The following is a 21,980-nucleotide window of genomic DNA, read 5'->3' on the forward strand; positions in this document are numbered from 1 at the left end:
TTGTGTCTTAGGATGACTTTCTCTTGATTTGCTTAATAAAGTAGAAGATAAATCCTGCTACCATATAGGCAACAAAGATAATCAGACACCACTTAAACACAACATCCCAACCCTTGTTCACATTCAAAAAGAAGTAAGGGAAAGGATTATCCTTGGCATTTGGAATATTGAGTTTTAAAACCAAGCCATTAAAAAGAGCAAACATCATATACAGCAAGGGTAAAATGGTCCACACAATTGGATCCCAAATCTTGTATTGACCCTGTTTGTCAAAAAAGAGGGTATCTGCGAAAAACCAGAGGGGAACGATATAGTGGCAAAGGAAATTTTCTAGGGTATAGAAATTAGTCGCAATAGGCGCTAAGAGGAAATGGTAAATCACACAGGTAATCATGATACTCATGGTGACTCCACCTTTTAAGCGCAAGAGACTTGGTCTTTGCCAGTTTTCACCTACACGGCTCATAACCTTTAGAAGATAAAGGGTAAAAATAGTTACCAAGAGGTTGGACAGAACCGTGTAATAGAGAAGCATCCCAAAACCACCATGCTTGGTAATTTCAAGGTAAACTCCCGTAAAAGCCGCTAGAAACAAGAAGATACGGCTATAAAATACAAGTTTATAGTGTTTTGACATGTTTAAATTTTCTTCACAAACTCTGATTTGAGTTTCATGGCACCGAAGCCATCAATCTTACAGTCGATATTGTGGTCGCCTTCTACGATGCGAATATTTTTCACGCGCGTCCCTTGTTTCAAATCTTTTGGCGCACCTTTTACCTTCAAGTCCTTGATGAGAGTTACTGTATCACCGTCAGCCAATTTATTTCCATTGGCATCGATAGCAACAAGACCCTCTTCTACATCTGCAACTTCAGCAGGATTCCACTCATAAGCACACTCTGGGCAAACCAGTAGGGCACCGTCTTCGTAGACATACTCTGAGTTACATTTTGGGCAATTTGGTAGGTTGTTCATGGTTTCTCCTTATCATCATTCGCTATTCTTTGAAAATCAAAATTTCTCGAACAGCAACTATTATACCCTAAAATCAGCATTTTGACAAATTTAGAAAAAAACCGATATCTATCTATCGGCTTTTCTACATTTACATTCTTTTTTTAGCTTCTGCTTTGATTTTTTCAACTACTTCTTGAATGTTCAAACCAGTTGTATCAAGGTAGACAGCATCCTCTGCTTGTTTGAGAGGCGAAGTCTCACGATGACTATCCTTGTAGTCACGCGCAGCAATTTCCTCTTTTAGAGTTTCAAGGTCTGTTTCAATTCCCTTGGCAACATTTTCCTTGTAACGACGCTCTGCTCTCTCATCAACAGAAGCTACTAGGAAAATTTTTAATTCTGCTTGTGGCAATACAACAGTCCCAATATCGCGACCGTCCATGACAATCCCGCCTTGTTGGGCAATTTCTTGTTGGAGAGAAACCAGTTTCTCACGCACTTGAGGAATTGCTGCAATAGCAGAAACATGATTGGTCACCTCATTTTCACGGATAGGGTGGGTAATATCCACATCCCCTACAAAGACAAGCTGTTCTCCAGTTTCTGAACGTCCAAAACTGATTGGATGCTGGTCCAACAAGGCTAGAAGGGCTTCGACTTCTTCTACTCCTAACTGGTTTTGGAGAGCCATGTAGGTCGTTGCACGATACATGGCACCTGTATCTAGGTAGGTGTATCCAAAGTCCTTGGCAATAATTTTTGCGACCGTACTCTTACCACTTGAAGCAGGACCGTCAATAGCAATTTGAATTGTTTTCATATCGGCTCCTATTTTATTTTTATAACATCACCTGGATTAGCAAACCAAGATCCTGTAGCCATGTGCCCAGGATTTAAGGCCTCTAACTGAGCAATGGAGATTCCTGCACGAGCGGCAATGGCTGCTTCCCCTTCTCCAGCTAAGACTTTTGTCGTCCCTTCTGGATCTGTAGCTTCCTCCGAGTGTTCAGAAGAAGATTCTGAACTCTGCTCAGGCTGGGAACTGCTTGAAGATGAGACTTGTACTACACTTGCATCAGAATCGTGAAAATCTTTCAAGGCTGCCGTGCGATTACTCCCCCCCGTTGATAGATAGATAAGAACAATAATCATCACGACTACAATCACGAAGAAAATACTAGCTAAAATCGTCAAGACACGATTGGCCACTACATCTCTGCCTTGAGTTCTCTTACGACGCTCTGCTCTTGATTCTTCTTGATCATAAATATCTTCTTGCCACGGTTCTTTTTCCATACCCTACTCCTTGTTTTTTTTTACTTTTCTTATTACAATATAAATATGAACATGAAAATCACACTTATACCTGAACGATGTATCGCCTGTGGGCTTTGCCAAACTTATTCTGATTTATTTGATTACCACGATAATGGAATCGTGCGTTTTTACGATGATCCTGATCAACTAGAAAAAGAAATTTCTCCTTGTCAGGATGTCTTAGAAGCTGTTAAAAACTGCCCAACTCTCGCCCTGATTAGCAATCAGGAAGCATAAATCAATGGCGATAATCTACTCCCTCTAGTTTAGCATATTTCCATGTAAAATTATAGTCTTTTCACTTTATTTTTTTCTGTAAAATCAGGAAGGTCACTTTTTTCTTTGATGAGATAAAGTGGTCTTTTTTTGGTCTCCAAATAAATTTTACTGATGTACTTGCCGAGAATTCCAATGGTCAAGAGTTGAATGCCTCCAAGAAAGAGAATAACAGCCATCAGAGAGGTCCAACCTGATGTCGGATTGCCCAAAATGAGAGTCCGAACCACAACAAAAAAGGTCATCAGTAGAGAAATAAAACAAGATAGGAGACCAGCTACAAAGGCTATAATCAGGGGGAAATCTGAAAAATTAACAATCCCTTCAATGGAGTAGAAAAAGAGTTTCCTAAAACTCCAACTGGTCTTGCCGGCCTGCCTTTCGACATTAGGATAGTCCAGATAGTAGGTTTTAAAACCGACCCAGGCAAAAAGTCCTTTAGAAAAACGATTGAACTCAGTCAAACTTAAAATGGCATCGACTACAGACCTTCTCATCATGCGAAAATCACGAACACCTGAGGGCAAGGCTACTGGGCTAATTTTTTGCATAAGGCGGTAAAAGAGATCTGCACAGAAACTGCGAAAGAAGGGTTCTCCCTCTCGACTGGTTCTTCGTGTTCCTACGCAGTCCAAGTCTGCATTCTGGTCTAGTAAATTTTTCATCTCAAGCAACATACTCGGAGGATCCTGGAGGTCTGCATCCATTACCACCACCAGATCTCCTGTCGCATATTGTAAGCCTGCATACAGAGCTGCTTCTTTGCCAAAATTTCGCGAGAAAGAAATATAATGCACTGCCGGATTTTGTTCCCGATAGGCCTTTAAGAGTTCCAAGGTTCCATCGCTTGAGCCATCATCGACAAAGACATACTCGATTTCTGTTTCCAAATCAGGAATCAAATCTTCCAAAGCCTGATAAAAAAGAGGAAGTACTTCCTCTTCGTTTAAACAGGGGACAATGATTGACATCACCATCTTAGTCTTCAAATCCATTTGGATGCTTGCTTTGCCAACGCCATGCGTCTTCACACATTTGGGTGATGTCGAATTCTGCTTCCCAGCCAAGTTCTGCTTTGGCTTTTGCAGGATCTGAATAGCATGCTGCAATATCACCTGGGCGACGGTCTACAATGCGGTAAGGAATCGGACGTCCCACTGCTTTTTCCATATTTTGGATAATTTCAAGAACTGAGTAGCCTTTACCTGTTCCAAGGTTATAAACGTTTAGACCTGAACCTTTTTGGATTTTTTTCAGAGCTGCGACGTGACCTTTGGCCAAATCGACGACGTGGATATAGTCACGAACACCCGTTCCGTCTTCCGTATCGTAATCGTCTCCAAACACTTGCACTTGTTCTAGTTTTCCAACGGCTACTTGCGTCACATATGGCAAGAGATTGTTTGGAATACCATTTGGATTTTCTCCTAAATCACCACTCTCATGGGCTCCGATTGGGTTAAAGTAACGAAGCAAGACCACATTCCATTCTGAGTCTGCCTTGTAGATATCTGTCAAAATTTCCTCTAACATGAGTTTGGTACGACCGTATGGATTGGTCACTGAAAGTGGGAAATCTTCCAAGATGGGTACTGTGTGCGGATCTCCGTAAACTGTCGCAGAAGAACTGAAAATGATGTTTTTACAGTTGGCTTCTTCCATTACCTTCAAAAGACTAAGAGTTCCTGCTATATTGTTGTCATAATAGGCAAGAGGGATACGGGTAGATTCACCGACAGCCTTCAAGCCAGCGAAGTGAATGACCCCTGTTGGTTCTTCTTGCTTGAAAATATCTCTGAGGGTATCTGTATCACGAATATCTGCCTCATAGAAAGGCACTTCAACTCCTGTAATTCTTTCAACAACTTCTAAACTTTTTCGATTGCTGTTGACAAGGTTATCCACCACAACAACCTGATGACCTGCTTGGATTAACTCAATAACAGTGTGGGTTCCAATAAAACCTGCCCCACCCGTTACCAAAATCTTTTCTTGCATCTTCTTTCCTCGATTCTCGGATTATTTTTTCTTATTTTACCATTTTTGATAGGGAATGTCATTTGCCGTCCTAGAGGGATGGCTAAAATTTCAGTAAAATTCTTATTCACTTTTTACTCGTTTGACATAGTTTTCAATTGGATAGTTTTCAGGGTCCAAGGTCAACTCCTTGTCTTGGACCAGTTGAGCTAGATGGTAGCCAATGATAGGACCAGTTGTGAGCCCTGATGAACCTAGTCCACTAGCAGCATAGACACCTGCCAATTCTGGCACCTGCCCAAAGAAAGGTGAGAAATCACTGGTGTAGGCACGAATTCCCACTCGTTCACTTCTGGAAGTCGCTTCCGATAAAACAGGATAGTGAGGCAAAGTTGCTTCCTCCATTTGCTGGAGCAAGGCTTCATCTACCGTCAAATCAAATCCCATGTCATTTTCATGGGTGGCTCCTAAGGACAATTTCCCACCTGCAAAAGGAATCAAATCCCACTCCCCTTCTGGCATGACAACAGGGTAAGCTTCCATGTCTTGGGCAAGCTGATAATCTCGTAATTGCCCTTTTTGAGGACGGACATCCACAGTATAACCCAAGGGTTCTAACAAGTCCCCCAACCAAGCTCCCGTCGCCAAAATAACCTGATCAAACACCTCTTCGCCAATCTGATAACCTGATGCTAAAGGTGTCAGAGTCACTTTTTCTTTGACCAGCTTGACGTGACTGGCTTCCAGCAAACGAGTGACTAAGAGTTGTCCATCTACTCTCGCTCCACCAGAAGCATAGAGCAGGTGGTCAAATCCCTGCAAACCAGGGAATAATTCATTTGCTGATGTTTGATCCAGAATGGCTAATTGCCCTATCAAGGGAGATTCTTCTCTTCGCTGGAAGGCTAGTTGATAGAGTTCTTCCAACTTGGATTCATGTCTTTTCAAGAGAAAAACTCCCGAACGCTGGTAAAAGTCTATTTCTTGCCCTGACTTCTCTAAATCAGCTAATAAATCCACATAAAAATCAGCCCCCAAGCGTGCCATTTTGTACCAGGCCTTGTTGCGGCGTTTGGAAAACCAGGGGCTGATAATTCCTGCTGCGGCCTTGGTAGCTTGACCTTGTCCATGGTCAAAGACGGTTACTTCTAGGTCACTTTCTTTCGAGAGGTAGTAGGCTGCTGTGGCTCCCACAATTCCTGCTCCGATAATAGCAACTTTTTTCATTGTTTTCACTTTCTAACTAGATATGGTGGAAAGGATTGGTCGATGCTTGACTAGGTACAATATCGATTGTCCAGCCATTTTCTCTTTTCCATAGATTAAGAAGCTCTGCAATTTTTTCCACAAAAATCACTTCAATATAGTGACCTGGGTCCAATGCCAACAAGCCATCAGACAACATATCCTGGGCAGTGTGGTAGTAAATATCACCAGTGATATAGACTTCTGCTCCTTTAGCTAAAGCATCCTTATAGAAAGACTGCCCGCTACCACCACAGATGGCCACTCTTGAAATAGACTTCTGCAAATCACTCTCTTGATAATGCACCAATCGAAGACTATCTAGACCAAAGACTTGCTTGACATTCTGGGCTAATTCTCCAAAGGTCTGAGGCTGAATATTCCCAATACGTCCAATCCCACGTTCAGGACCTGTCTCCTGCAGATAAGTCGTCTCCTCAATGCCTAGCATCTGGCAGAACCAGTCATTAAGGCCATTTTCAACGATGTCAATATTGGTATGGCTTACATAAACTGCGATGTCATGCTTGATGAGATCAATGTAAATCTGATTTTGTGGACGGCTGGATATCAAATCCTTGATGGGACGGAAAATCGGCGCGTGCTTGACAATAATCAAGTCCACACCCTTTTCAATGGCTTCAGCCACCGTTTCTTCACGAATATCGAGAGCCACCATAACCCTTTGGATATCCTTGTCCAAAGTTCCAATTTGCAGGCCACGACTGTCTCCCTCCATTGAAAATTCCTGAGGGCAAAAGGCTTCATATGCGTTAATTACTTCACTTGCTAGCATGGAGAACCTCCTTGATGGCTTGAATTTTATCCACTAGAACTTGACGTTCCTCCAGATTTTTTTCTGGGATTTTTCCGAGGGCAAACTCTAGCTTAACAGCTTCTTTTTGCCATTTTTGGACAAAGACTGGGCTGACTTCTTTGGACAAAAAAGGACCAAAGCGAACATCACTGGCTGATAGCTTCATTTGTCCTGCTTCCACAACCAAAATCTCGTAAAACTTGCCAGCTTCTTCTAAGATGTTTTCAGCTACAATCTGAAATCCGTTCTCTTGTAACCAGATACGCAAATCGTCTTCACGATTATTGGGCTGGAGGATCAAACGCTCTACATTAGCTAACTTGTCCAAGCCTTCTTCCAATATCCTAGCAATCAAACGACCACCCATACCAGCAATGGTAATGACAGACACTTGGTCAGTCTCTTCAAAAGCTGCCAAGCCATTGGCTAAACGAACCTGGATTTTTTCCTTTAGGCCGTGAGCCTCAACATTTTTGACCGCAGACTGGTAGGGACCTTCCACCACCTCACCCGCAATAGCATTTTTAATTTGTCCTCTTTCGATCAACTCGATAGGCAGATAAGCATGGTCACTCCCCACATCTAGTAAAATGGCTCCCCGTGGCACAAAAGAAGCCACCAATTCTAATCTCTTTGAAATCATCTTCTCTCACTTTCCAAAACTCTATTACCTCTTATTATACCACATTTCAGCTAGCAATCTTGTACCTAAAAAGACCGCAATCCACAGATTGCAGCCTTTCTTTATTTTCTGGCTTGATAGCGACTAGTCAGGATGAAAATCACGGTAAAGACCAACATCATGACACCATAAACAGGTAATGTTTGTCCTGTTAAGGTTGAAATTTCAAGCAGTTTTTGAATTCTTGGGAAGAGAGCTGTGGCTAGGAAGCCTCCTACTGACCAAACAATCAAGAGGACACGCCATAGGGTAAATGGCATGCAGGCTCTAAATACGGATAAGAAACCAATTGACCCCAAGAGATAATAGAGGAGAGTTGAGATTTCTAACTCAGACCAACCTTGGCTACTTCCAAATATTTTCACAAAGAGAACGCTGAAGACGACCATGAGAGCGCTTGGTAGGGCACGAAGCATGGATCTTCTGAGGAAATTTGGCTCAACAGGTTTGATATTTCGCTCAAAAGTCAGAACGAATGGTGGGAAACCTTCCACAAACTGGTCAATCATGGTAATCTGGATTGGAATAAAGGGGAAAATCAAGATCCATTCAGACCGTCCCAGAAGAGCACTGGCAATACAGATGACCGCTAATAGGAAAGAATAGATGGTCTTAATCAAGAAAATCGGGGCGATATGGGCAATGTTATTGACTACGCGACGACCTTCAAAGAGAATCTCAGGAACATCATTAAAGTCAGAGTTCAAGAGAACCAGATTTGCAATCTGACGAGTCGCAGGATCTCCCTCCGCCATTACGATAGAACAATCCGCCTCACGAAGAGCCAGAATATCATTGACTCCGTCTCCCGTCATAGCCGTTGTATGACCCGCTTTTTTCAGAGTTTGGATGATGAGTTTCTTTTGATGAGGGGAAACCCGTCCGAAAATAGCAGTCTCCTCCGCCATAGCAACCAATTCCTCATCCGTAATTTTCGAGCAATCTACATAACTATCATAGTCCGCAAAACCAGCCTTCTGGGCAATGCTGGATACCGTAACTGGATTGTCACCAGAGATAATCTTGAGGCCCACTTCCTGAGAACGGAGATAGTCCAGCGTCTCTGCTGCTCCCTCTCGAATGGGATCCAATATTTCCAGCAAGGCTAGAGCCTGAATATCAGATGGTTTCTGTGGTTTGTGATGGTCTAGTTTTTCCTGACTGAGAGCCAAGACCAAGACACGTGAACCTCTCTCCAAGGCCTCTCTGGCTTCTGGGACCTCAGAATCCAGCAACATCTCAGGCGCCCCTAAGAAAACTGTTCCCAAACCTTCTAACTCCATAGCACCCCACTTGCGGTCGCTTGAGAAGGGGAGATTGGAAATCATAGAATAGGCTACTTGGCCTTGGAATCGCTGGCGAATAGCTTGGGCAGTTGGATTTTTATCCTCACTATGAGCTATATAGCTAGTCAAAATGTTGGCAATAGTCTCTTCACCATAAGTTTCCGTCAGAGGAAGAACAGCCTCTACCTGCATCTTTCCTTGGGTGATGGTGCCCGTCTTATCCAAACAGAGCATATCCACGCGCGCCAAGGTCTCAACGGAGTACATCTCCTGCACCAAGACCTTTTTCAAGCCTAACTTAATCACCGCTGTCAAGAGCGAAGTGATGGTCAAAAGGGCAACTCCCTTAGGTAACATCCCCAAAAGAGCTGTCGACGAGTTTACAACGGACGACTTAAGAGGCAAGCCTTTTAAAATCAAGGCTTCTAGCAAGAGAGCTAGACCAAAAGGAATGATAATTTTCCCAGTAAAACCTGCTAACCTGTCCAGCGATTCCATGATACGAGAGTTGATAGGTTTCACAGTCTTAGCCTCAAGCATAAGTTTAGCAGCATAGTTGTCTGCACCGACATGGTGAACTTGAGCTAAAACTGCCCCACTGGCTAGGAAACTTCCTGACAAAAGCAAGGCGTCAACTTCCTTTTGCACCAAATCACTTTCCCCCGTCAACATGGCTTCATTGACTTCCGCAAAGCCTTCCAAAACCAAGGCATCACTAGGAATTTGCTCTCCAGCAGACAAACGAATGACATCTCCTAACACCAATTCTTCAGGATTAAGAGCCACTTCCTGGCCATCACGAATAGTCTTGACCTTTTCCTTGGTCATGAGATTGAGCTTGTCCACCATATGCTTGGCACGGAGCTCCGTCACAATCCCTGAAAAAGCGTTAAAGCAGATAACGACAAAGAAGACCAGATTGCTCCAAGCCTGCACAAAGGCAAGGGCCAAAGCAATGGCAAAGTTCAAAGCGTTAAAAAGGGTAAAGACATTTCGTTTGATGATTTGCCAAGTGCTGGTACTGGCCGAAGCAGTAAAATCATTGACCAAGCCCTTAGCCTGTCTTTCCTCGACTTCTCTTTGGGTTAATCCCATAATCTTATTTTTATCCATAAATTATATCATATCATTTTTTCTAAAAGAATTCTAATCTCATCCCAAATATGGACCTGGTCAAGGGAAAAGTTTGCCAGCCCTCCTTTGATAAGGTATAATAATAACAAGAAAAGAATCGAAGGAGATCGCATGTTTTATACTTATTTACGTGGATTAGTTGTATTACTCCTATGGTCCATCAATGGCAATGCCCATTATCATAATACTGATAAAATTCCTAATCAAGATGAAAATTATATTTTGGTTGCGCCTCACCGTACCTGGTGGGATCCTGTTTACATGGCCTTTGCGACCAAGCCAAAACAGTTCATCTTTATGGCCAAAAAAGAGCTCTTTACCAACCGTATCTTTGGTTGGTGGATCCGTATGTGTGGCGCCTTTCCTATCGACCGTGAAAATCCTAGCGCCTCAGCCATCAAATACCCTATCAATGTTCTTAAAAAAAGTGACCGCTCTCTCATCATGTTTCCAAGTGGGAGCCGTCACTCAAACGATGTCAAGGGTGGCGTAGCCCTGATTGCCAAAATGGCCAAGGTCCGTATCATGCCGGTTACCTATACAGGTCCTATGACCTTGAAGGGCTTGGTTAGCCGTGAGCGTGTTGATATGAACTTTGGAAATCCAATCGATATCTCAGATATCAAGAAAATGAATGATGAAGGCATTGAAACAGTCGCCAATCGTATCCAAGCAGAATTCCAACGTCTGGATGAAGAAACGAAACAATGGCACAATAATAAAAAACCAAATCCACTCTGGTGGTTTATCCGCATCCCTGCCCTCATCCTTGCCATTATCCTCGCTATCCTAACCATCATCTTTAGCTTTATCGCAAGCTTTGTATGGAATCCAGATAAAAAGAGAGAAAACCTTGGTTAAATAAATACAACAATCCCTTGGCAAAAGCCAAGGGATAAATCTTTTATTCGATTTTCCATTTTTGGGCCAACCAGCTAGAAAAAGCTAGGAATCGCTCAGCTACTTGTTCGTGGTGTCCATAAGGGTCAAAGACAAACTGGCTGTTCGGATAGCGTTTCTGAAGACTGGTATGGATTTTCTCAGCATAGACTGGTGCTTGAGCCAAGCGATTGCTATGATTGACTCCTTCTGTTTGACCATTCTGTAAATACAGCAAACAGTCTAGATTTTTCACTGTCTCTGCCTTGCAGTAAGCCACAAAATCAGGATACCAAAAGGAACCGCAGATAGAAAAAACACAGGAAACCTTATCAAAGCTGAAAAGACTGTAAACTGCCACCAAGCCACCTAGTGAATAACCTCCGTAGGCAAGGCGTGCTTCATCCAGTCGATAAAGCGACTGCAACTTATCTAAAAGACCTCCAAATAAATCACTATGATAAGCATTTGCCTGACCGCCAAAATCTGGAGCTCCATCTCTCAAAGCAGCCGCCTTCCATGGAGTGTAGTCATCTAGGCGATTTTTAGAGGTCAAGCCCACTAAAATCACAGATTCGGAAAGGGACGATAGGAAATCCAAGTTTCCATCATTCAAGAGAATAACTGGATAGGTTTGATTGGGATCATAGGTCAAAGGAAGGCTGACCTTGACTTGGATTCCTTCCCAATCAAACTCATTATTTATTGATAAAGTCATTGATTTTCTCAAGGGAATCAATCACTGCTGGACCATAATCCATCAACTCATCGTAAGAGATGGTCATGATTTTTTGATTCTTAATAGCAGGAACGCTTTCCAAAACAGCATTTGCCTTCAGCAACTCTACTGCTTTTTCATCCAATTTTTTATTACGATCGCTGGTTACATAGATAATCAATTCAGGATCCATTGACACGAGATTTTCCAAGGTCAAGCCTGATGTCCCCGTAGCAACGTTTGTATAACCAAGTTGGTTCAGCAAACTTTCTTGCAAAGCAGACTTGTAGGCACCGAAGGTTTCATCATTATAAGCAACCATAATCAAAGCCTTTTTCTTTTCACCTTGACTTGCTGGGTTTGCTTTCTTAACAGCGTCAATTTTAGTTTGTAATTGGGCTGCGTATTCATTGGCCTTGTCCTGAACATTAAAAATCATTCCCAGATTTTTGACATCTTCTACGATATTCCCCAAATCTTGCTGAATTGTTGAGAGAGAAGCTTTTTGCGTATAAACTGGGATTTTGTTTTCATTCCAAGTGCTAACTGTCCCCAAGGATTTTTCAGAAAACATCATGTTTCTCCCCATCACAGCGTCTGGCTCATAAGAAAGGACTGTCTCTTGTGAGACTGTTTTTTTATCCCCAATTTGAGGAATAGTCGCAATCGCGTCCTTGTATTTGTCCGTCACAGCATTGTCTGGGTTAAGCATGCCAACAATTTTATCCTTCAACCCCAACTCCAATAAGATTTCAGTGGTTGAAAGATTATTGGTAATAACTTTTTCAGGTGCCTTGTCAAAAACTTGTTCGACTTCATTTCCTTTAGCATCATAAGTTTTGATAGTTAGCGGATAAGTCGTCTCTGCGTTAGCCTTTTGACTTGTCTCTGTGCTAGACTGTGTGGTAGTTTTTTCTGTAGTAGTGTTACCACAAGCTGCCAAAGTTAAGGTAGCTACTGTCACGAGTAAAATACTGAGTGTTTTTTTCATCTTGTTTTCCTTTTCATTCTTATAAATAGTGAATCATAGCTTGCTGATCCTCGGTCCAAGTCACCTGACTTTGAACTCCATATACAGTTTGCAATGACTCAGGGGTGATGGTCTCCTTTGGAGTACCTTGGTAAAGGATTTCTCCCTCTTTCATCAAATAGAGATAATCCGAATAGCGACAAGCAAGTTGAATATCATGTAGGACAGCTAGAACATTGACCTTGAGATTTTTCACAATGGCTAACAAGTCTAGCTGATACCTGATATCCAGGTGATTGGTTGGTTCGTCTAGGAGTAAAAGAGTCGGTTCTTGCGCCAAGGCGCGGGCTAGTAAGACTCGCTGTTTTTCTCCCCCTGACAGAGACGAATAGAGACGAGTTTTCTTCTCGAGCATATCCACCTTAACGAGGGCATCTTGAACGAGTGTAAAATCTCTTTCCCTTTCCTTCTGTAAAAAAGAGAGGTGGGGAGTTCTTCCCAGCAAGACGATTTCTTCAACTGTACAATCAAACTGCAGTTGATTAAACTGGGTCACAACTGCCATTTGCTTGGCTGTTTCTTTGAGCATCCATTGTTCCAGAGGCTTTCCATCTAGGCTTATCAAACCTTTGTCCGCCTTTTCCTGACGATAGAGGAGTTTAAGTAGACTGGTTTTTCCACTTCCATTTGGTCCTAATATCGTGTGAAATTGATTCCCTTTAACCTTAAGAGAGACTCCTTTAAGGATTTTTTTCTCTCCTAGTCCAAAATGGATATCCTGACAAATCAAGTCCATATCAGACCCTCACCTCCCTTCGTCTACCTCCAACAATGTAGATAAAGAAGGGAGCACCTACTAAGGCTGTGAAAATACCAATAGGAAGCTCTGCGTTTGGAATGATGATACGAGAGAGTACGTCTGCCCAGATAACAAAGAGGGCACCCAGCAAGGTTGCAACGGGAAAAAGCCTCTTATAATTCGTTCCTACTAACCCTCGAGCTAAATGTGGAGTAATCAGACCGACAAATCCAATAATCCCACAGGTTGCCACTAATACTGCTGTTAGCACAGCCACCATGGTCACATAAAGATACCAATAAAATCGTAAAGGAATTCCCAAAGTTAAAGCAGCCTCATCTCCCATCATCATCGCATTGAAAACACGATACTGGGTAGCGAAAAATAGAAAGGCTATTCCTACTACTATAGTTGGCAGGACTAAGTCAGACCAGGAAGTCCCAGCGAGCGAGCCCATGGTCCAAAACTTAATGGTCATCACACTATCCGCATTAGCGCCGACTGAGATAATAAAGTTTGAAAAAGCCAAAAAGAGAGCGTTGACTACCGTTCCCGATAAGATTAGACTAGAAGTCGTCATCCTTCCCTGCATAGAGGCAATGAGGAGGACAGCAATTGTTGCCAAAATAGCTCCAAGAAAAGCTCCAAGGCTAATCATCACTTTTAAACCAAGAATGATGCTCAATGTTGCACCTAGAGTTGCACCCGCAGATATTCCTAAGACATAAGGCTCTGCTATGGGATTGTTCACTGTAGACTGCATCACACTACCACACATAGAAAGGCCTGCTCCTACTATCAGACCTAACAATACTCGGGGGAATCTCATGTTCCATACAATGGCAAGAGTAGACTTGGAAACCTCTCCTATCTCAAGAGGAAATCCCAACCTGCTCAACATAATCCGATAGGTATCTCCTAGATCAATCGCAACAGATCCCATTGAAACTGCTAGAAAGAGAGAAATCCCTAAAATACCTAGCAAAATAACTAAAAGTAACACAAATTGCTGGTCTTGTCGGCTTCCAGAAAATTTGGAAAGCATGTAAACCTCCTTTGATAGAATATTAAAAATTTAGAAAATTCTCATGAAAAGTATACCATATTTTCAACAATGGAACAAGATAAGAACAAATGAATATAGTTGGTTTTATAGTGCTAGGAACCGTAAGTAAAGATAATACTTGAGTATATCGAGGTAAGGTGACAACGTAAAAAGCCCTCTGAAAATCAGAGAGCTGATTTGAACCCGGGCTAAAATCCTAGTGAAACAAAAAAATCTACACGGTCAGAAAAGTCTCTATCGTGCCATTTTCATACATGATGTATAGTCCAAGTAGAATGAATACTAAGGGCACAATGATTCGCTCGTATTTTTCAATTGTCTCGAATATTAACGGAATAGAGGATAACACCCGACTAATCTCGCATAAGATAATTATACCGATTACAAACACAAGCAAGGCCACGAGGGTCTGTGACCAATCTAACGAAGCAAAATAAGGTATATAGATACCTAAATTATCTCCGCCAGACGCAATTGTTAGCAATGTAACTGTCCAAAACAGTTGATTTGCCTTGCTTTGTTCTAATCTTTCAATAATTTCTTCCTCTTCTTCCTCTTCTTCCTCACCTTCTCCAACAATTGCAAAGCGAATCCCTAAATAGATAGGGATTAAACCAAGCAATCCAACCATCCATTCTTCAGGCACGAAATTAACGACATAAGCAGCAACTAAACTCGCCCCTACAAGTAAGCCTGTGCCTAGATATTGCCCCGCATAAATATGCCATTTTTGTTTATTCTGTGATAGCTGTGCAAATAAAATAATTAAAATAATTAAATAATCGATACTGGTGGAAATATAAACACCAATAGCAGATATGATTGTCTGTCCCATAAAAAACCTCCTGTATTGGTCAGTAATAAATCAGCAGATTTTAGGAGAGCACAGACACATTAATTTAGCTATCGCTAGTGGGTAATTTCGAACATAGGAAAGCATTTTACTCCTCCTCAAAACGTAGTTACAAAGTAATTTCTAAACGTAGTTACAAAGTAATTTCTAACTGAAATTCGGTGACTACTTCCATGTAAAGTATAACATACTATACTTTACTTCGTAAAGTGTGGGCTCTCCGAGGGGGCTTGCAGACAGCTACTCGGCTTTTCAAGCCGAGTAGTTACGCACCTTTATGGTGTAATTAGCTGATACCATTTGAGGTTTTTGTAGTCTCCAAAATTGTGACCTATAAAACCTCAATAAAAAAGCCCTCTGAAGTCAGAGAGCTGATTTGAGCTTGGGCTAAAATCCTAGTGAAAAAGATGAAACTCCTTGTGTTCATCGAACACGGTATCCTTTCCCTATTTTCATACGGAATTTTGACGCCCTTAGCATCACGATTCTTGCTAGATAAAACGTTTATAGATTAGGCGGTAAGCCGAAGATTGTACGAAATTTTTAGTGAAACAAAAAAATCTCCCCGAAGGGAGAAAAGCTGGTTTATTTTACCTTACAATGCTAGGAAGCATAAGCAAAGATAGTACTTGAGCATACCAAGGTAAGGTGACAACAAAAAAAGCCCTCTTAAAATCAGAGAGCTCCAGTCTTGCTGGATAAAACGTTTATAGACTAGGCGACGAGGCGAATATTGTACTAATGGTACATCGAGCCGAAGCCAACGAAGTATAGAAACGTTTTAGACGCAAGATTAGCGACGAAGTCCTAGAGAGTTGATCAACTCACGGTAACGGTTAACGTCATTTTTACGCAAGTATGCAAGCAAGTTACGACGGCGACCGATTTTTTTCATCAATCCACGGTAAGTAGCGTGGTCTTTTTTGTGTTGTTTGATGTGTTCGTTAAGGTGGTTGATTTCCCAAGTAAGGACAGCAACTTGAACCTCTACTGAACCTGTATCACCTTCGTGACGTGCATATTGTGCAATGATTTCATTTTTTTTCTCTTTTGAGATTGCCATGATGTTTCTCCTTTTTATTTGGCTTCATCCGAGTGACAGGTTGGCATGCCTGTAACCAAGAAGAAGTTATTTGTCTTTACGACATTCACTATTCTATCAATAACTAACTTCTTTGTCAACAGATTTACTTTCTTGTTTTAAATATGCTATAATAATTATAGTAAGAAATCTAAGTTATCTGTTTTTTAAAACGAGGTGATTATCATGCGTAGATTCTATTCCCATCTCCCCTACTATCTGGTCATATTTTTCTTTTATTGGCCACTTTATCAGTTGTTATCACTAATCATTTCTGACCCCCTTTTTCTCAAGAGTCTCTACGTAAATAATATTCTCTTCTTTACACCTCTGGTAATCTTGATTGTATCGCTACTTTATAGCTACCGTTTCCGTTTCTCACTTTGGTGGTTAATTGGTAACGGACTGCTCTTTTGCTTTACTATCATAACCTTTGGTGAGTTTATACTAATTTACTTGCTAATCTATGAAACCTTGGCTCTGGTGGGCATGGCTTCCGGTATTGGCATCAAGCATATTCTACAAAACTGAAAAACAAAAAACTTTCACAAAATCCTTGAAAAATCTCACAATCATGCTATAATAATCCATAGAGACAAGTCACTTAGTCCCTTTCTACTAGAGAGTGCGTGGTTGCTGGAAACGCATAGAGAGCCTAAACTGATACTACTCTTGAGTTTTTTATGAAAACATAAAACGGTGGCCACGTTAGAGCCAATCAGAGGTGTCCCTCTCTTTTGAGGAACATAAATGAAGGTGGAACCACGTTGCGACGTCCTTTTGAGGATGTCGCTTTTTGTTTTTCTATCTTTCACAATCCTCTGTCCCTGTTTTCAGAATAGGGTTAACATATTCGTCAATAATATAAGTAAGGAGAACATCATGATTAACATTACTTTCCCAGATGGCGCTGTTCGTGAATTCGAATCTGGCGTTACTACTTTTGAAATTGCCCAATCTATCAGCAATTCCCTAGCTAAAAAGGCCTTGGCTGGTAAATTCAACGGCAAACTCATCGACACTACTCGTGCTATCACTGAAGATGGAAGCATCGAAATCGTGACACCTGATCACGAAGATGCCCTTCCAATCTTGCGTCACTCAGCAGCTCACTTGTTCGCCCAAGCAGCTCGTCGTCTTTTCCCAGACATTCACTTGGGAGTTGGTCCAGCCATCGAAGATGGTTTCTACTACGATACTGACAACTCAACTGGTCAAATCTCTAACGAAGACCTTCCTCGTATCGAAGAAGAAATGCAAAAAATTGTCAAAGAAAACTTCCCATCAATCCGTGAAGAAGTTACTAAAGACGAGGCACGTGAAATCTTCAAGAACGACCCTTACAAGTTGGAATTGATTGAAGAACACTCTGAAGACGAAGGTGGTTTGACTATCTATCGTCAGGGTGAATATGTAGACCTTTGCCGTGGCCCTCACGTCCCATCAACAGGCCGTATCCAAATCTTCCACCTTCTCCATGTAGCAGGTGCTTACTGGCGTGGAAATAGCGACAACGCTATGATGCAACGTATCTACGGTACAGCTTGGTTTGACAAGAAAGACTTGAAAAACTACCTTCAAATGCGTGAAGAAGCTAAGGAACGTGATCACCGTAAACTTGGTAAAGAGCTTGACCTCTTCATGATTTCTCAAGAGGTTGGTCAAGGGCTTCCATTCTGGTTGCCAAATGGTGCGACTATTCGTCGTGAATTGGAACGCTACATCGTAGACAAAGAGTTGGCTTCTGGCTACCAACATGTTTACACTCCACCACTTGCTTCTGTTGAACTTTACAAGACTTCTGGTCACTGGGATCATTACCAAGAAGACATGTTCCCAACTATGGACATGGGTGACGGGGAAGAATTTGTCCTTCGTCCAATGAACTGTCCGCACCACATCCAAGTCTTCAAACACCATGTTCACTCTTACCGTGAGTTGCCAATCCGTATCGCTGAAATCGGTATGATGCACCGTTATGAAAAATCTGGTGCCCTCACTGGTCTTCAACGTGTACGTGAAATGTCACTCAACGACGGTCACCTCTTTGTGACTCCAGAACAAATCCAAGAAGAATTCCAGCGTGCCCTTCAGTTGATTATCGATGTTTATGAAGATTTCAACTTGACTGAATACCGCTTCCGCCTCTCTCTTCGTGACCCTCAAGATACTCACAAGTACTTTGATAACGATGAGATGTGGGAAAATGCCCAAACTATGCTTCGTGCAGCACTTGATGAAATGGGTGTTAACTACTTTGAAGCTGAAGGTGAAGCAGCCTTCTACGGACCAAAATTGGATATTCAAGTTAAGACAGCCCTTGGAAAAGAAGAAACCCTTTCTACTATCCAACTTGACTTCTTGCTTCCAGAACGCTTCGACCTTAAATACATCGGAGCTGATGGCGAAGAGCACCGTCCAGTTATGATTCACCGTGGAGTTATCTCAACCATGGAACGCTTCACAGCTATTTTGATTGAGAACTACAAGGGTGCCTTCCCAACATGGCTTGCACCACACCAAGTAACCCTCATCCCAGTATCTAACGAAAAACACGTGGACTACGCTTGGGAAGTGGCTAAGAAACTCCGTGACCGCGGTGTCCGTGCAGATGTAGATGAGCGCAATGAAAAAATGCAGTTCAAGATCCGTGCTTCACAAACAAGCAAGATTCCTTACCAATTGATCGTTGGGGACAAGGAAATGGAAGACGGAACAGTCAACGTTCGTCGCTACGGACAAAAAGAAACACAAACTGTCTCAGTTGATGATTTTGTTCAAGCTATCCTAGCTGATATCGCCAACAAATCACGCGTTGAGAAATAAGAGATAAAACCTGGGATAAAATCCTAGATACCTAAAAAGCAACAACTATTTCAGCTGTTGCTTTTTTATATTTTATTTAATCCGAGCTAGTAGTGATTGACCAAACCACCACACAAGATTTTCTTTCATGAGTTAGATAAGGTCAATATCCTCATTCCTTGTCTGCTTCATTTTCTTTTACGAGATCTTTTTGTGAATCCTTTTCAGAGAGTTTTTGATCGATATACTTGTTAATGGTTTCATAAAATTCCTTGGTCGTATCACTGTCTAATTTTGTCGAATTATGAACTTGATTGACTTTCAATTGAACAGATTGAATACCGTAAGAGGCTTGTTTTTGGTGGAGCATTTCTATTTCTTCTTCTGAAATCGGATCTCCAACAACCGTCAAGACCAATTCATTGTTCCTTGACTTGTAGACTTGATTAATGACCGTGTGATTGGCGAACTCTTTTCCTACAAACTGTTTGATTCCTTCTTTTCGCGCTTGATCTATCGTCAGAGTGACTGCTGAATAACTAGCTGGAAGAATCAATAATACAATCAAAGATATCAACCCAATTCTCATTTTAATGTTTAGCTCTTTAAATGAACTTAAGGGAGATTTTCTCATCATAATTCTTGTTCCAACAATGTTGATTAGCATGATAAAGACACAGTTGATCAAGAAAAGATAAAGAGCTCCAAATAAAAATCGTACATTTCCATTAGCTAAACCATATCCTGCAGTACAGATAGGTGGCATCAGAGCTGTTGCAATGGCTACTCCTGGCACGATATTGTTTGCTTCTTTTTTCCTTGACCCAATTACGCCTGCTATCCCACCAGCAATAGCAATGAGAACATCCCAAATGGTTGGAGAGGTTCGTGCAATCAATTCACTACTTTCATAAGATAAGGGAGAAATCCAGAAATACAGAGCCGAGACAAGCAAACTGACCAATACTTGAGTAAATAAAACCTCTAGAGATTGCTTGATTAAACGCGTATCAAAAATAGCTAAACCAAACCCCAGTCCAACAATCGGTGTCATAAGAGGGGAAATCAGCATGGCTCCAATAATGACAGCTGTTGAATTCATATTTAGACCGATAGAGGCAATAAAAATCGCACACATCAAAATCACTGTATCTCTTAATCGAACATGAAGATCATCATATAATTTCTCACGGTATTCACGTGTTGAATAGTTTCCGTTCATTGGTTACTCCTTTTATTTCATATAATCTTGTTTCTGCATGGATGATGGTAGAGAGATTTCTGTCCAATCTTACATATTTTCTTCTCACCTGTAATTTTTTTGAAAATCATCCTCTAAGTATCCGTCAGTCTATCCTTAACATTATATCAAAAATTTTACAGTCTTTCTCTGACGAAATCTATCAATTGAACAGATATATAAAGCAAGAAATTTTAGATTCCTTATTAGAAAAAGAAAAACCGGTATCTCCTCTGAACTCCTGATAATATGCGTTTTATTCTTTATAATTTAGCTATTTCAAAATTACAAGTTCTCCATTCTTAATTTCCCAAACTTGGTCAAACTTACTTAATAATTCGTTTTGGCGATGTAAAGTAACAATGACGGCACTTGGTAGTTCCAGAACTCTTTCCAATTCCATTTTAAACTGATTAGTATCCAAGGCAGAGAAAGGTTCATCTAGGATAAGCAATGGATTTTTACGATTTTTCTCACGATTTAAATACATTCGTTGTTGCTGACCACCTGACAGGGATTGTGGTGGAATTTTTTCAAAATCTTCTTCTCTGAATTTTTCATTGAAACTATTGAATAGCGTTACATTATTTTCATAACTCGAAATAAATGTATGTTCTTGTTGCAGAATCATACCGAATCTTCCCCAAAGATGGTCCAAAACAAGCCCATCTAGCACAATTTGTCCTTCAAAATCTTCATCTGTTCCATTTAAAATGTTGAGAAGACTACTTTTTCCAGACCCATTCTTACCAATAAGCGCAATTTTATCCCCTTTTTGAATCGTAGCGGAAGTAATTATCAATTTTGATTCTCCCAGTTGTTTGGAAATGTTTTTCAAAGTAATCGTATCAAAAGAATGTTGAGGTGCTTGAACTGAAACGGGTCTCCCAACAATGTTTTGAAAACTCTTGATTACAGGCTTTACGGACTCTAACATTTGTAAATCATAAAGGATTTCCTGTATTGGTTCAGAAAAAGCATTAATATATCCGAAACTCGCCACCACCTCAGGAATACCGAGTTGCTGGTGAGATAGAGAGTAGGCTAAATAAATAAACAGAACAAGACTAATGAATTCAAACGAAACACCTGTCAATAAGATGCCTGTAATTTTTGTCAAACCATACTTAAAATACTTATCCTGCAAATTCTTTAGAGAACTCTTTTGTTGATTCAAAAAATGCGACATAGTTAGTTTATTTACCAAATGATGTCCCATGAGCAAATCCTCCAAAGTTCGATAGTAATCTCCTTGTTTTTTCAAGTAAACCTGTCTACGATTAGCGGTCAACTTCCCAACGATTTTAGGAATTTGAATACTAATTCCAGTGGAAAAGATTAAAATCAGTGATACAATAGGATTAATTGTTCTGCTAATAATGAAAGCATAAATGATAATACGTAAAATTTGTTTGATAAAACTCATCAATGGAGGAAGGTAATCCTTTTCCAACGAATCTAGGTCATTAGATTGATAGGAAATATACTCTGCTACTGTTTTCTGCTTGAAATCGTGGTGACTGAGTCCCAGAAGTGAACGAAACCACTCATTTTTCAAAGTAGTCGAAAAGATAATCCCCTGCTTCCAATCAAGTATCATTTGGATATAGTTACAACTCAAATAGCCAGCCACTGACATAGAGTAACCATATAGAGCTACTTGATAATCCCCTTTGATTAATGCCTGCGTGAAATACGGTAACAAAGCTGTGCAGATATTCGATACTACACCAAAAAGAAAATTAAAGAAGAGATACCATCTAATAGTTTTAAGATATGGTAGCATATACGATACTCCTTGCTAATGCGTTTTTTTACATATCGCAGAACAATCTCTACTATTCCCTATTTCAGATAGTGCGATACTCGGACATT

General features: G+C 41.0%; 22 protein-coding genes and 1 pseudogene. 5 read left to right on the forward strand and 18 right to left on the reverse strand.

The features are described from left to right. Positions 1-7: 7 nt before the first annotated feature. From HT689_RS02240 to HT689_RS02255, 4 genes are all read right to left on the reverse strand, one after another. The gene (locus HT689_RS02240) at positions 8-637 is read right to left on the reverse strand and encodes a Pr6Pr family membrane protein (RefSeq protein WP_173226970.1); all 630 of its coding nucleotides are present in this window, start codon (positions 635-637) and stop codon (positions 8-10) included. 2 nt (positions 638-639) lie between these two features. Further along, complete coding sequence (locus HT689_RS02245) at positions 640-978, reverse strand: zinc ribbon domain-containing protein YjdM (RefSeq protein ID WP_001061596.1); 339 nt, start codon at positions 976-978, stop codon at positions 640-642. 130 nt (positions 979-1,108) lie between these two features. After that, the gene (gene cmk, locus HT689_RS02250) at positions 1,109-1,780 is read right to left on the reverse strand and encodes a (d)CMP kinase (protein ID WP_173226968.1); all 672 of its coding nucleotides are present in this window, start codon (positions 1,778-1,780) and stop codon (positions 1,109-1,111) included. A gap of 8 nt (positions 1,781-1,788) precedes the next feature. Beyond that, on the reverse strand, positions 1,789-2,256 hold the full coding sequence (locus tag HT689_RS02255) for an SAG1386/EF1546 family surface-associated protein (protein ID WP_173226966.1): 468 nt from the start codon (positions 2,254-2,256) through the stop codon (positions 1,789-1,791). 51 nt (positions 2,257-2,307) lie between these two features. Here HT689_RS02255 and HT689_RS02260 point away from each other — a divergent pair, with 51 nt between their 5' ends. Beyond that, entirely contained in the window at positions 2,308-2,514 is a 207-nt protein-coding gene (locus HT689_RS02260) for a ferredoxin (RefSeq protein ID WP_173226964.1), read from the forward strand. A 50-nt stretch (positions 2,515-2,564) separates the two neighbouring features. Here the strand turns inward: HT689_RS02260 and HT689_RS02265 are convergent, their stop codons facing one another. From HT689_RS02265 to HT689_RS02290, 6 genes are all read right to left on the reverse strand, one after another. Continuing rightward, the gene (locus HT689_RS02265) at positions 2,565-3,530 is read right to left on the reverse strand and encodes a glycosyltransferase family 2 protein (protein WP_173226962.1); all 966 of its coding nucleotides are present in this window, start codon (positions 3,528-3,530) and stop codon (positions 2,565-2,567) included. Position 3,531: 1 nt separating this feature from the next. Beyond that, entirely contained in the window at positions 3,532-4,551 is a 1,020-nt protein-coding gene (galE, locus tag HT689_RS02270) for a UDP-glucose 4-epimerase GalE (RefSeq protein ID WP_173226961.1), read from the reverse strand. Positions 4,552-4,653: 102 nt separating this feature from the next. Then, positions 4,654-5,757, reverse strand: coding sequence for an FAD-dependent oxidoreductase (locus HT689_RS02275; RefSeq protein ID WP_173226960.1), 1,104 nt, complete (start codon positions 5,755-5,757; stop codon positions 4,654-4,656). Positions 5,758-5,773: 16 nt separating this feature from the next. After that, positions 5,774-6,571, reverse strand: a complete 798-nt coding sequence (locus HT689_RS02280) for a Nif3-like dinuclear metal center hexameric protein (RefSeq protein ID WP_173226959.1) — start codon at positions 6,569-6,571, stop codon at positions 5,774-5,776. Further along, positions 6,558-7,235 carry a tRNA (adenine(22)-N(1))-methyltransferase TrmK gene (locus tag HT689_RS02285; RefSeq protein ID WP_173226958.1) on the reverse strand — a complete coding sequence of 226 codons (678 nt, stop codon included), beginning with the start codon at positions 7,233-7,235 and terminating at the stop codon, positions 6,558-6,560. The genes HT689_RS02280 and HT689_RS02285 overlap by 14 nt, the downstream gene beginning before the upstream one ends. Before the next feature lie 101 nt (positions 7,236-7,336). Beyond that, complete coding sequence (locus tag HT689_RS02290; RefSeq protein ID WP_173251549.1) at positions 7,337-9,673, reverse strand: cation-translocating P-type ATPase; 2,337 nt, start codon at positions 9,671-9,673, stop codon at positions 7,337-7,339. Positions 9,674-9,805: 132 nt separating this feature from the next. Between HT689_RS02290 and HT689_RS02295 the strand changes: the two genes are divergently transcribed. Continuing rightward, the gene (locus HT689_RS02295; protein WP_173226956.1) at positions 9,806-10,555 is read left to right on the forward strand and encodes a 1-acyl-sn-glycerol-3-phosphate acyltransferase; all 750 of its coding nucleotides are present in this window, start codon (positions 9,806-9,808) and stop codon (positions 10,553-10,555) included. Between the two features lie 43 nt (positions 10,556-10,598). Here HT689_RS02295 and HT689_RS02300 read toward each other — a convergent pair whose 3' ends face one another. The 6 genes from HT689_RS02300 to rpsO all read right to left on the reverse strand — a co-directional run bounded on the left by HT689_RS02300 (position 10,599) and on the right by rpsO (position 16,042). Continuing rightward, positions 10,599-11,291 carry an alpha/beta hydrolase-fold protein gene (locus HT689_RS02300; protein ID WP_173226955.1) on the reverse strand — a complete coding sequence of 231 codons (693 nt, stop codon included), beginning with the start codon at positions 11,289-11,291 and terminating at the stop codon, positions 10,599-10,601. After that, positions 11,272-12,282 (reverse strand): ABC transporter substrate-binding protein, encoded by a 1,011-nt coding sequence (locus HT689_RS02305; protein WP_173226954.1) that lies wholly within the window; start codon positions 12,280-12,282, stop codon positions 11,272-11,274. Before HT689_RS02305 ends, HT689_RS02300 begins: the two co-directional genes overlap by 20 nt. A 19-nt stretch (positions 12,283-12,301) precedes the next feature. Then, entirely contained in the window at positions 12,302-13,057 is a 756-nt protein-coding gene (locus HT689_RS02310; RefSeq protein ID WP_173226952.1) for an ABC transporter ATP-binding protein, read from the reverse strand. A 1-nt stretch (position 13,058) separates the two neighbouring features. After that, positions 13,059-14,105 (reverse strand): iron ABC transporter permease, encoded by a 1,047-nt coding sequence (locus HT689_RS02315; RefSeq protein WP_173226950.1) that lies wholly within the window; start codon positions 14,103-14,105, stop codon positions 13,059-13,061. A gap of 235 nt (positions 14,106-14,340) precedes the next feature. Next, on the reverse strand, positions 14,341-14,961 hold the full coding sequence (locus HT689_RS02320) for a CadD family cadmium resistance transporter (protein ID WP_173226948.1): 621 nt from the start codon (positions 14,959-14,961) through the stop codon (positions 14,341-14,343). An 811-nt stretch (positions 14,962-15,772) separates the two neighbouring features. Continuing rightward, the gene (gene rpsO / locus HT689_RS02325) at positions 15,773-16,042 is read right to left on the reverse strand and encodes a 30S ribosomal protein S15 (RefSeq protein ID WP_001018251.1); all 270 of its coding nucleotides are present in this window, start codon (positions 16,040-16,042) and stop codon (positions 15,773-15,775) included. A gap of 204 nt (positions 16,043-16,246) precedes the next feature. On the opposite strand from rpsO, the gene HT689_RS02330 reads away from it, so the two are divergent. From HT689_RS02330 to thrS, 3 genes and pseudogenes are all read left to right on the forward strand, one after another. Next, positions 16,247-16,591, forward strand: a complete 345-nt coding sequence (locus HT689_RS02330) for a hypothetical protein (protein WP_173226946.1) — start codon at positions 16,247-16,249, stop codon at positions 16,589-16,591. A 102-nt stretch (positions 16,592-16,693) separates the two neighbouring features. Continuing rightward, positions 16,694-16,902 (forward strand): annotated as a pseudogene (locus HT689_RS09945) (hypothetical protein). 40 nt (positions 16,903-16,942) lie between these two features. Next, complete coding sequence (thrS, locus tag HT689_RS02335; RefSeq protein ID WP_173226944.1) at positions 16,943-18,886, forward strand: threonine--tRNA ligase; 1,944 nt, start codon at positions 16,943-16,945, stop codon at positions 18,884-18,886. 151 nt (positions 18,887-19,037) lie between these two features. Here thrS and HT689_RS02340 read toward each other — a convergent pair whose 3' ends face one another. Together HT689_RS02340 and HT689_RS02345 are read right to left on the reverse strand one after the other, a co-directional pair. Further along, positions 19,038-20,087 carry a DUF389 domain-containing protein gene (locus HT689_RS02340; protein WP_173226942.1) on the reverse strand — a complete coding sequence of 350 codons (1,050 nt, stop codon included), beginning with the start codon at positions 20,085-20,087 and terminating at the stop codon, positions 19,038-19,040. A 292-nt stretch (positions 20,088-20,379) separates the two neighbouring features. Next, positions 20,380-21,891: an ABC transporter ATP-binding protein gene (locus tag HT689_RS02345; protein ID WP_004242726.1), complete on the reverse strand. Its 1,512-nt coding sequence runs from the start codon at positions 21,889-21,891 to the stop codon at positions 20,380-20,382. Positions 21,892-21,980: the final 89 nt, after the last annotated feature.

It is taken from the genome of Streptococcus sp. 2342, from assembly GCF_013276795.1.
Classification (GTDB): Bacteria; Bacillota; Bacilli; order Lactobacillales; family Streptococcaceae; genus Streptococcus.

Excerpts from the sequence above, each read along its gene's own strand:
- HT689_RS02240 (WP_173226970.1), bottom strand. The coding sequence starts at position 637 with ATGTCAAAACACTATAAACTTGTATTTTATAGCCGTATCTTCTTGTTT.
- HT689_RS02245 (WP_001061596.1), bottom strand. The coding sequence starts at position 978 with ATGAACAACCTACCAAATTGCCCAAAATGTAACTCAGAGTATGTCTAC.
- cmk (WP_173226968.1), bottom strand. The coding sequence starts at position 1,780 with ATGAAAACAATTCAAATTGCTATTGACGGTCCTGCTTCAAGTGGTAAG.
- HT689_RS02255 (WP_173226966.1), bottom strand. The coding sequence starts at position 2,256 with ATGGAAAAAGAACCGTGGCAAGAAGATATTTATGATCAAGAAGAATCA.
- HT689_RS02260 (WP_173226964.1), top strand. The coding sequence starts at position 2,308 with ATGAAAATCACACTTATACCTGAACGATGTATCGCCTGTGGGCTTTGC.
- HT689_RS02265 (WP_173226962.1), bottom strand. The coding sequence starts at position 3,530 with ATGGTGATGTCAATCATTGTCCCCTGTTTAAACGAAGAGGAAGTACTT.
- galE (WP_173226961.1), bottom strand. The coding sequence starts at position 4,551 with ATGCAAGAAAAGATTTTGGTAACGGGTGGGGCAGGTTTTATTGGAACC.
- HT689_RS02275 (WP_173226960.1), bottom strand. The coding sequence starts at position 5,757 with ATGAAAAAAGTTGCTATTATCGGAGCAGGAATTGTGGGAGCCACAGCA.
- HT689_RS02280 (WP_173226959.1), bottom strand. The coding sequence starts at position 6,571 with ATGCTAGCAAGTGAAGTAATTAACGCATATGAAGCCTTTTGCCCTCAG.
- HT689_RS02285 (WP_173226958.1), bottom strand. The coding sequence starts at position 7,235 with ATGATTTCAAAGAGATTAGAATTGGTGGCTTCTTTTGTGCCACGGGGA.
- HT689_RS02290 (WP_173251549.1), bottom strand. The coding sequence starts at position 9,673 with ATGGATAAAAATAAGATTATGGGATTAACCCAAAGAGAAGTCGAGGAA.
- HT689_RS02295 (WP_173226956.1), top strand. The coding sequence starts at position 9,806 with ATGTTTTATACTTATTTACGTGGATTAGTTGTATTACTCCTATGGTCC.
- HT689_RS02300 (WP_173226955.1), bottom strand. The coding sequence starts at position 11,291 with ATGACTTTATCAATAAATAATGAGTTTGATTGGGAAGGAATCCAAGTC.
- HT689_RS02305 (WP_173226954.1), bottom strand. The coding sequence starts at position 12,282 with ATGAAAAAAACACTCAGTATTTTACTCGTGACAGTAGCTACCTTAACT.
- HT689_RS02310 (WP_173226952.1), bottom strand. The coding sequence starts at position 13,057 with ATGGACTTGATTTGTCAGGATATCCATTTTGGACTAGGAGAGAAAAAA.
- HT689_RS02315 (WP_173226950.1), bottom strand. The coding sequence starts at position 14,105 with ATGCTTTCCAAATTTTCTGGAAGCCGACAAGACCAGCAATTTGTGTTA.
- HT689_RS02320 (WP_173226948.1), bottom strand. The coding sequence starts at position 14,961 with ATGGGACAGACAATCATATCTGCTATTGGTGTTTATATTTCCACCAGT.
- rpsO (WP_001018251.1), bottom strand. The coding sequence starts at position 16,042 with ATGGCAATCTCAAAAGAGAAAAAAAATGAAATCATTGCACAATATGCA.
- HT689_RS02330 (WP_173226946.1), top strand. The coding sequence starts at position 16,247 with ATGCGTAGATTCTATTCCCATCTCCCCTACTATCTGGTCATATTTTTC.
- thrS (WP_173226944.1), top strand. The coding sequence starts at position 16,943 with ATGATTAACATTACTTTCCCAGATGGCGCTGTTCGTGAATTCGAATCT.
- HT689_RS02340 (WP_173226942.1), bottom strand. The coding sequence starts at position 20,087 with ATGAACGGAAACTATTCAACACGTGAATACCGTGAGAAATTATATGAT.
- HT689_RS02345 (WP_004242726.1), bottom strand. The coding sequence starts at position 21,891 with ATGCTACCATATCTTAAAACTATTAGATGGTATCTCTTCTTTAATTTT.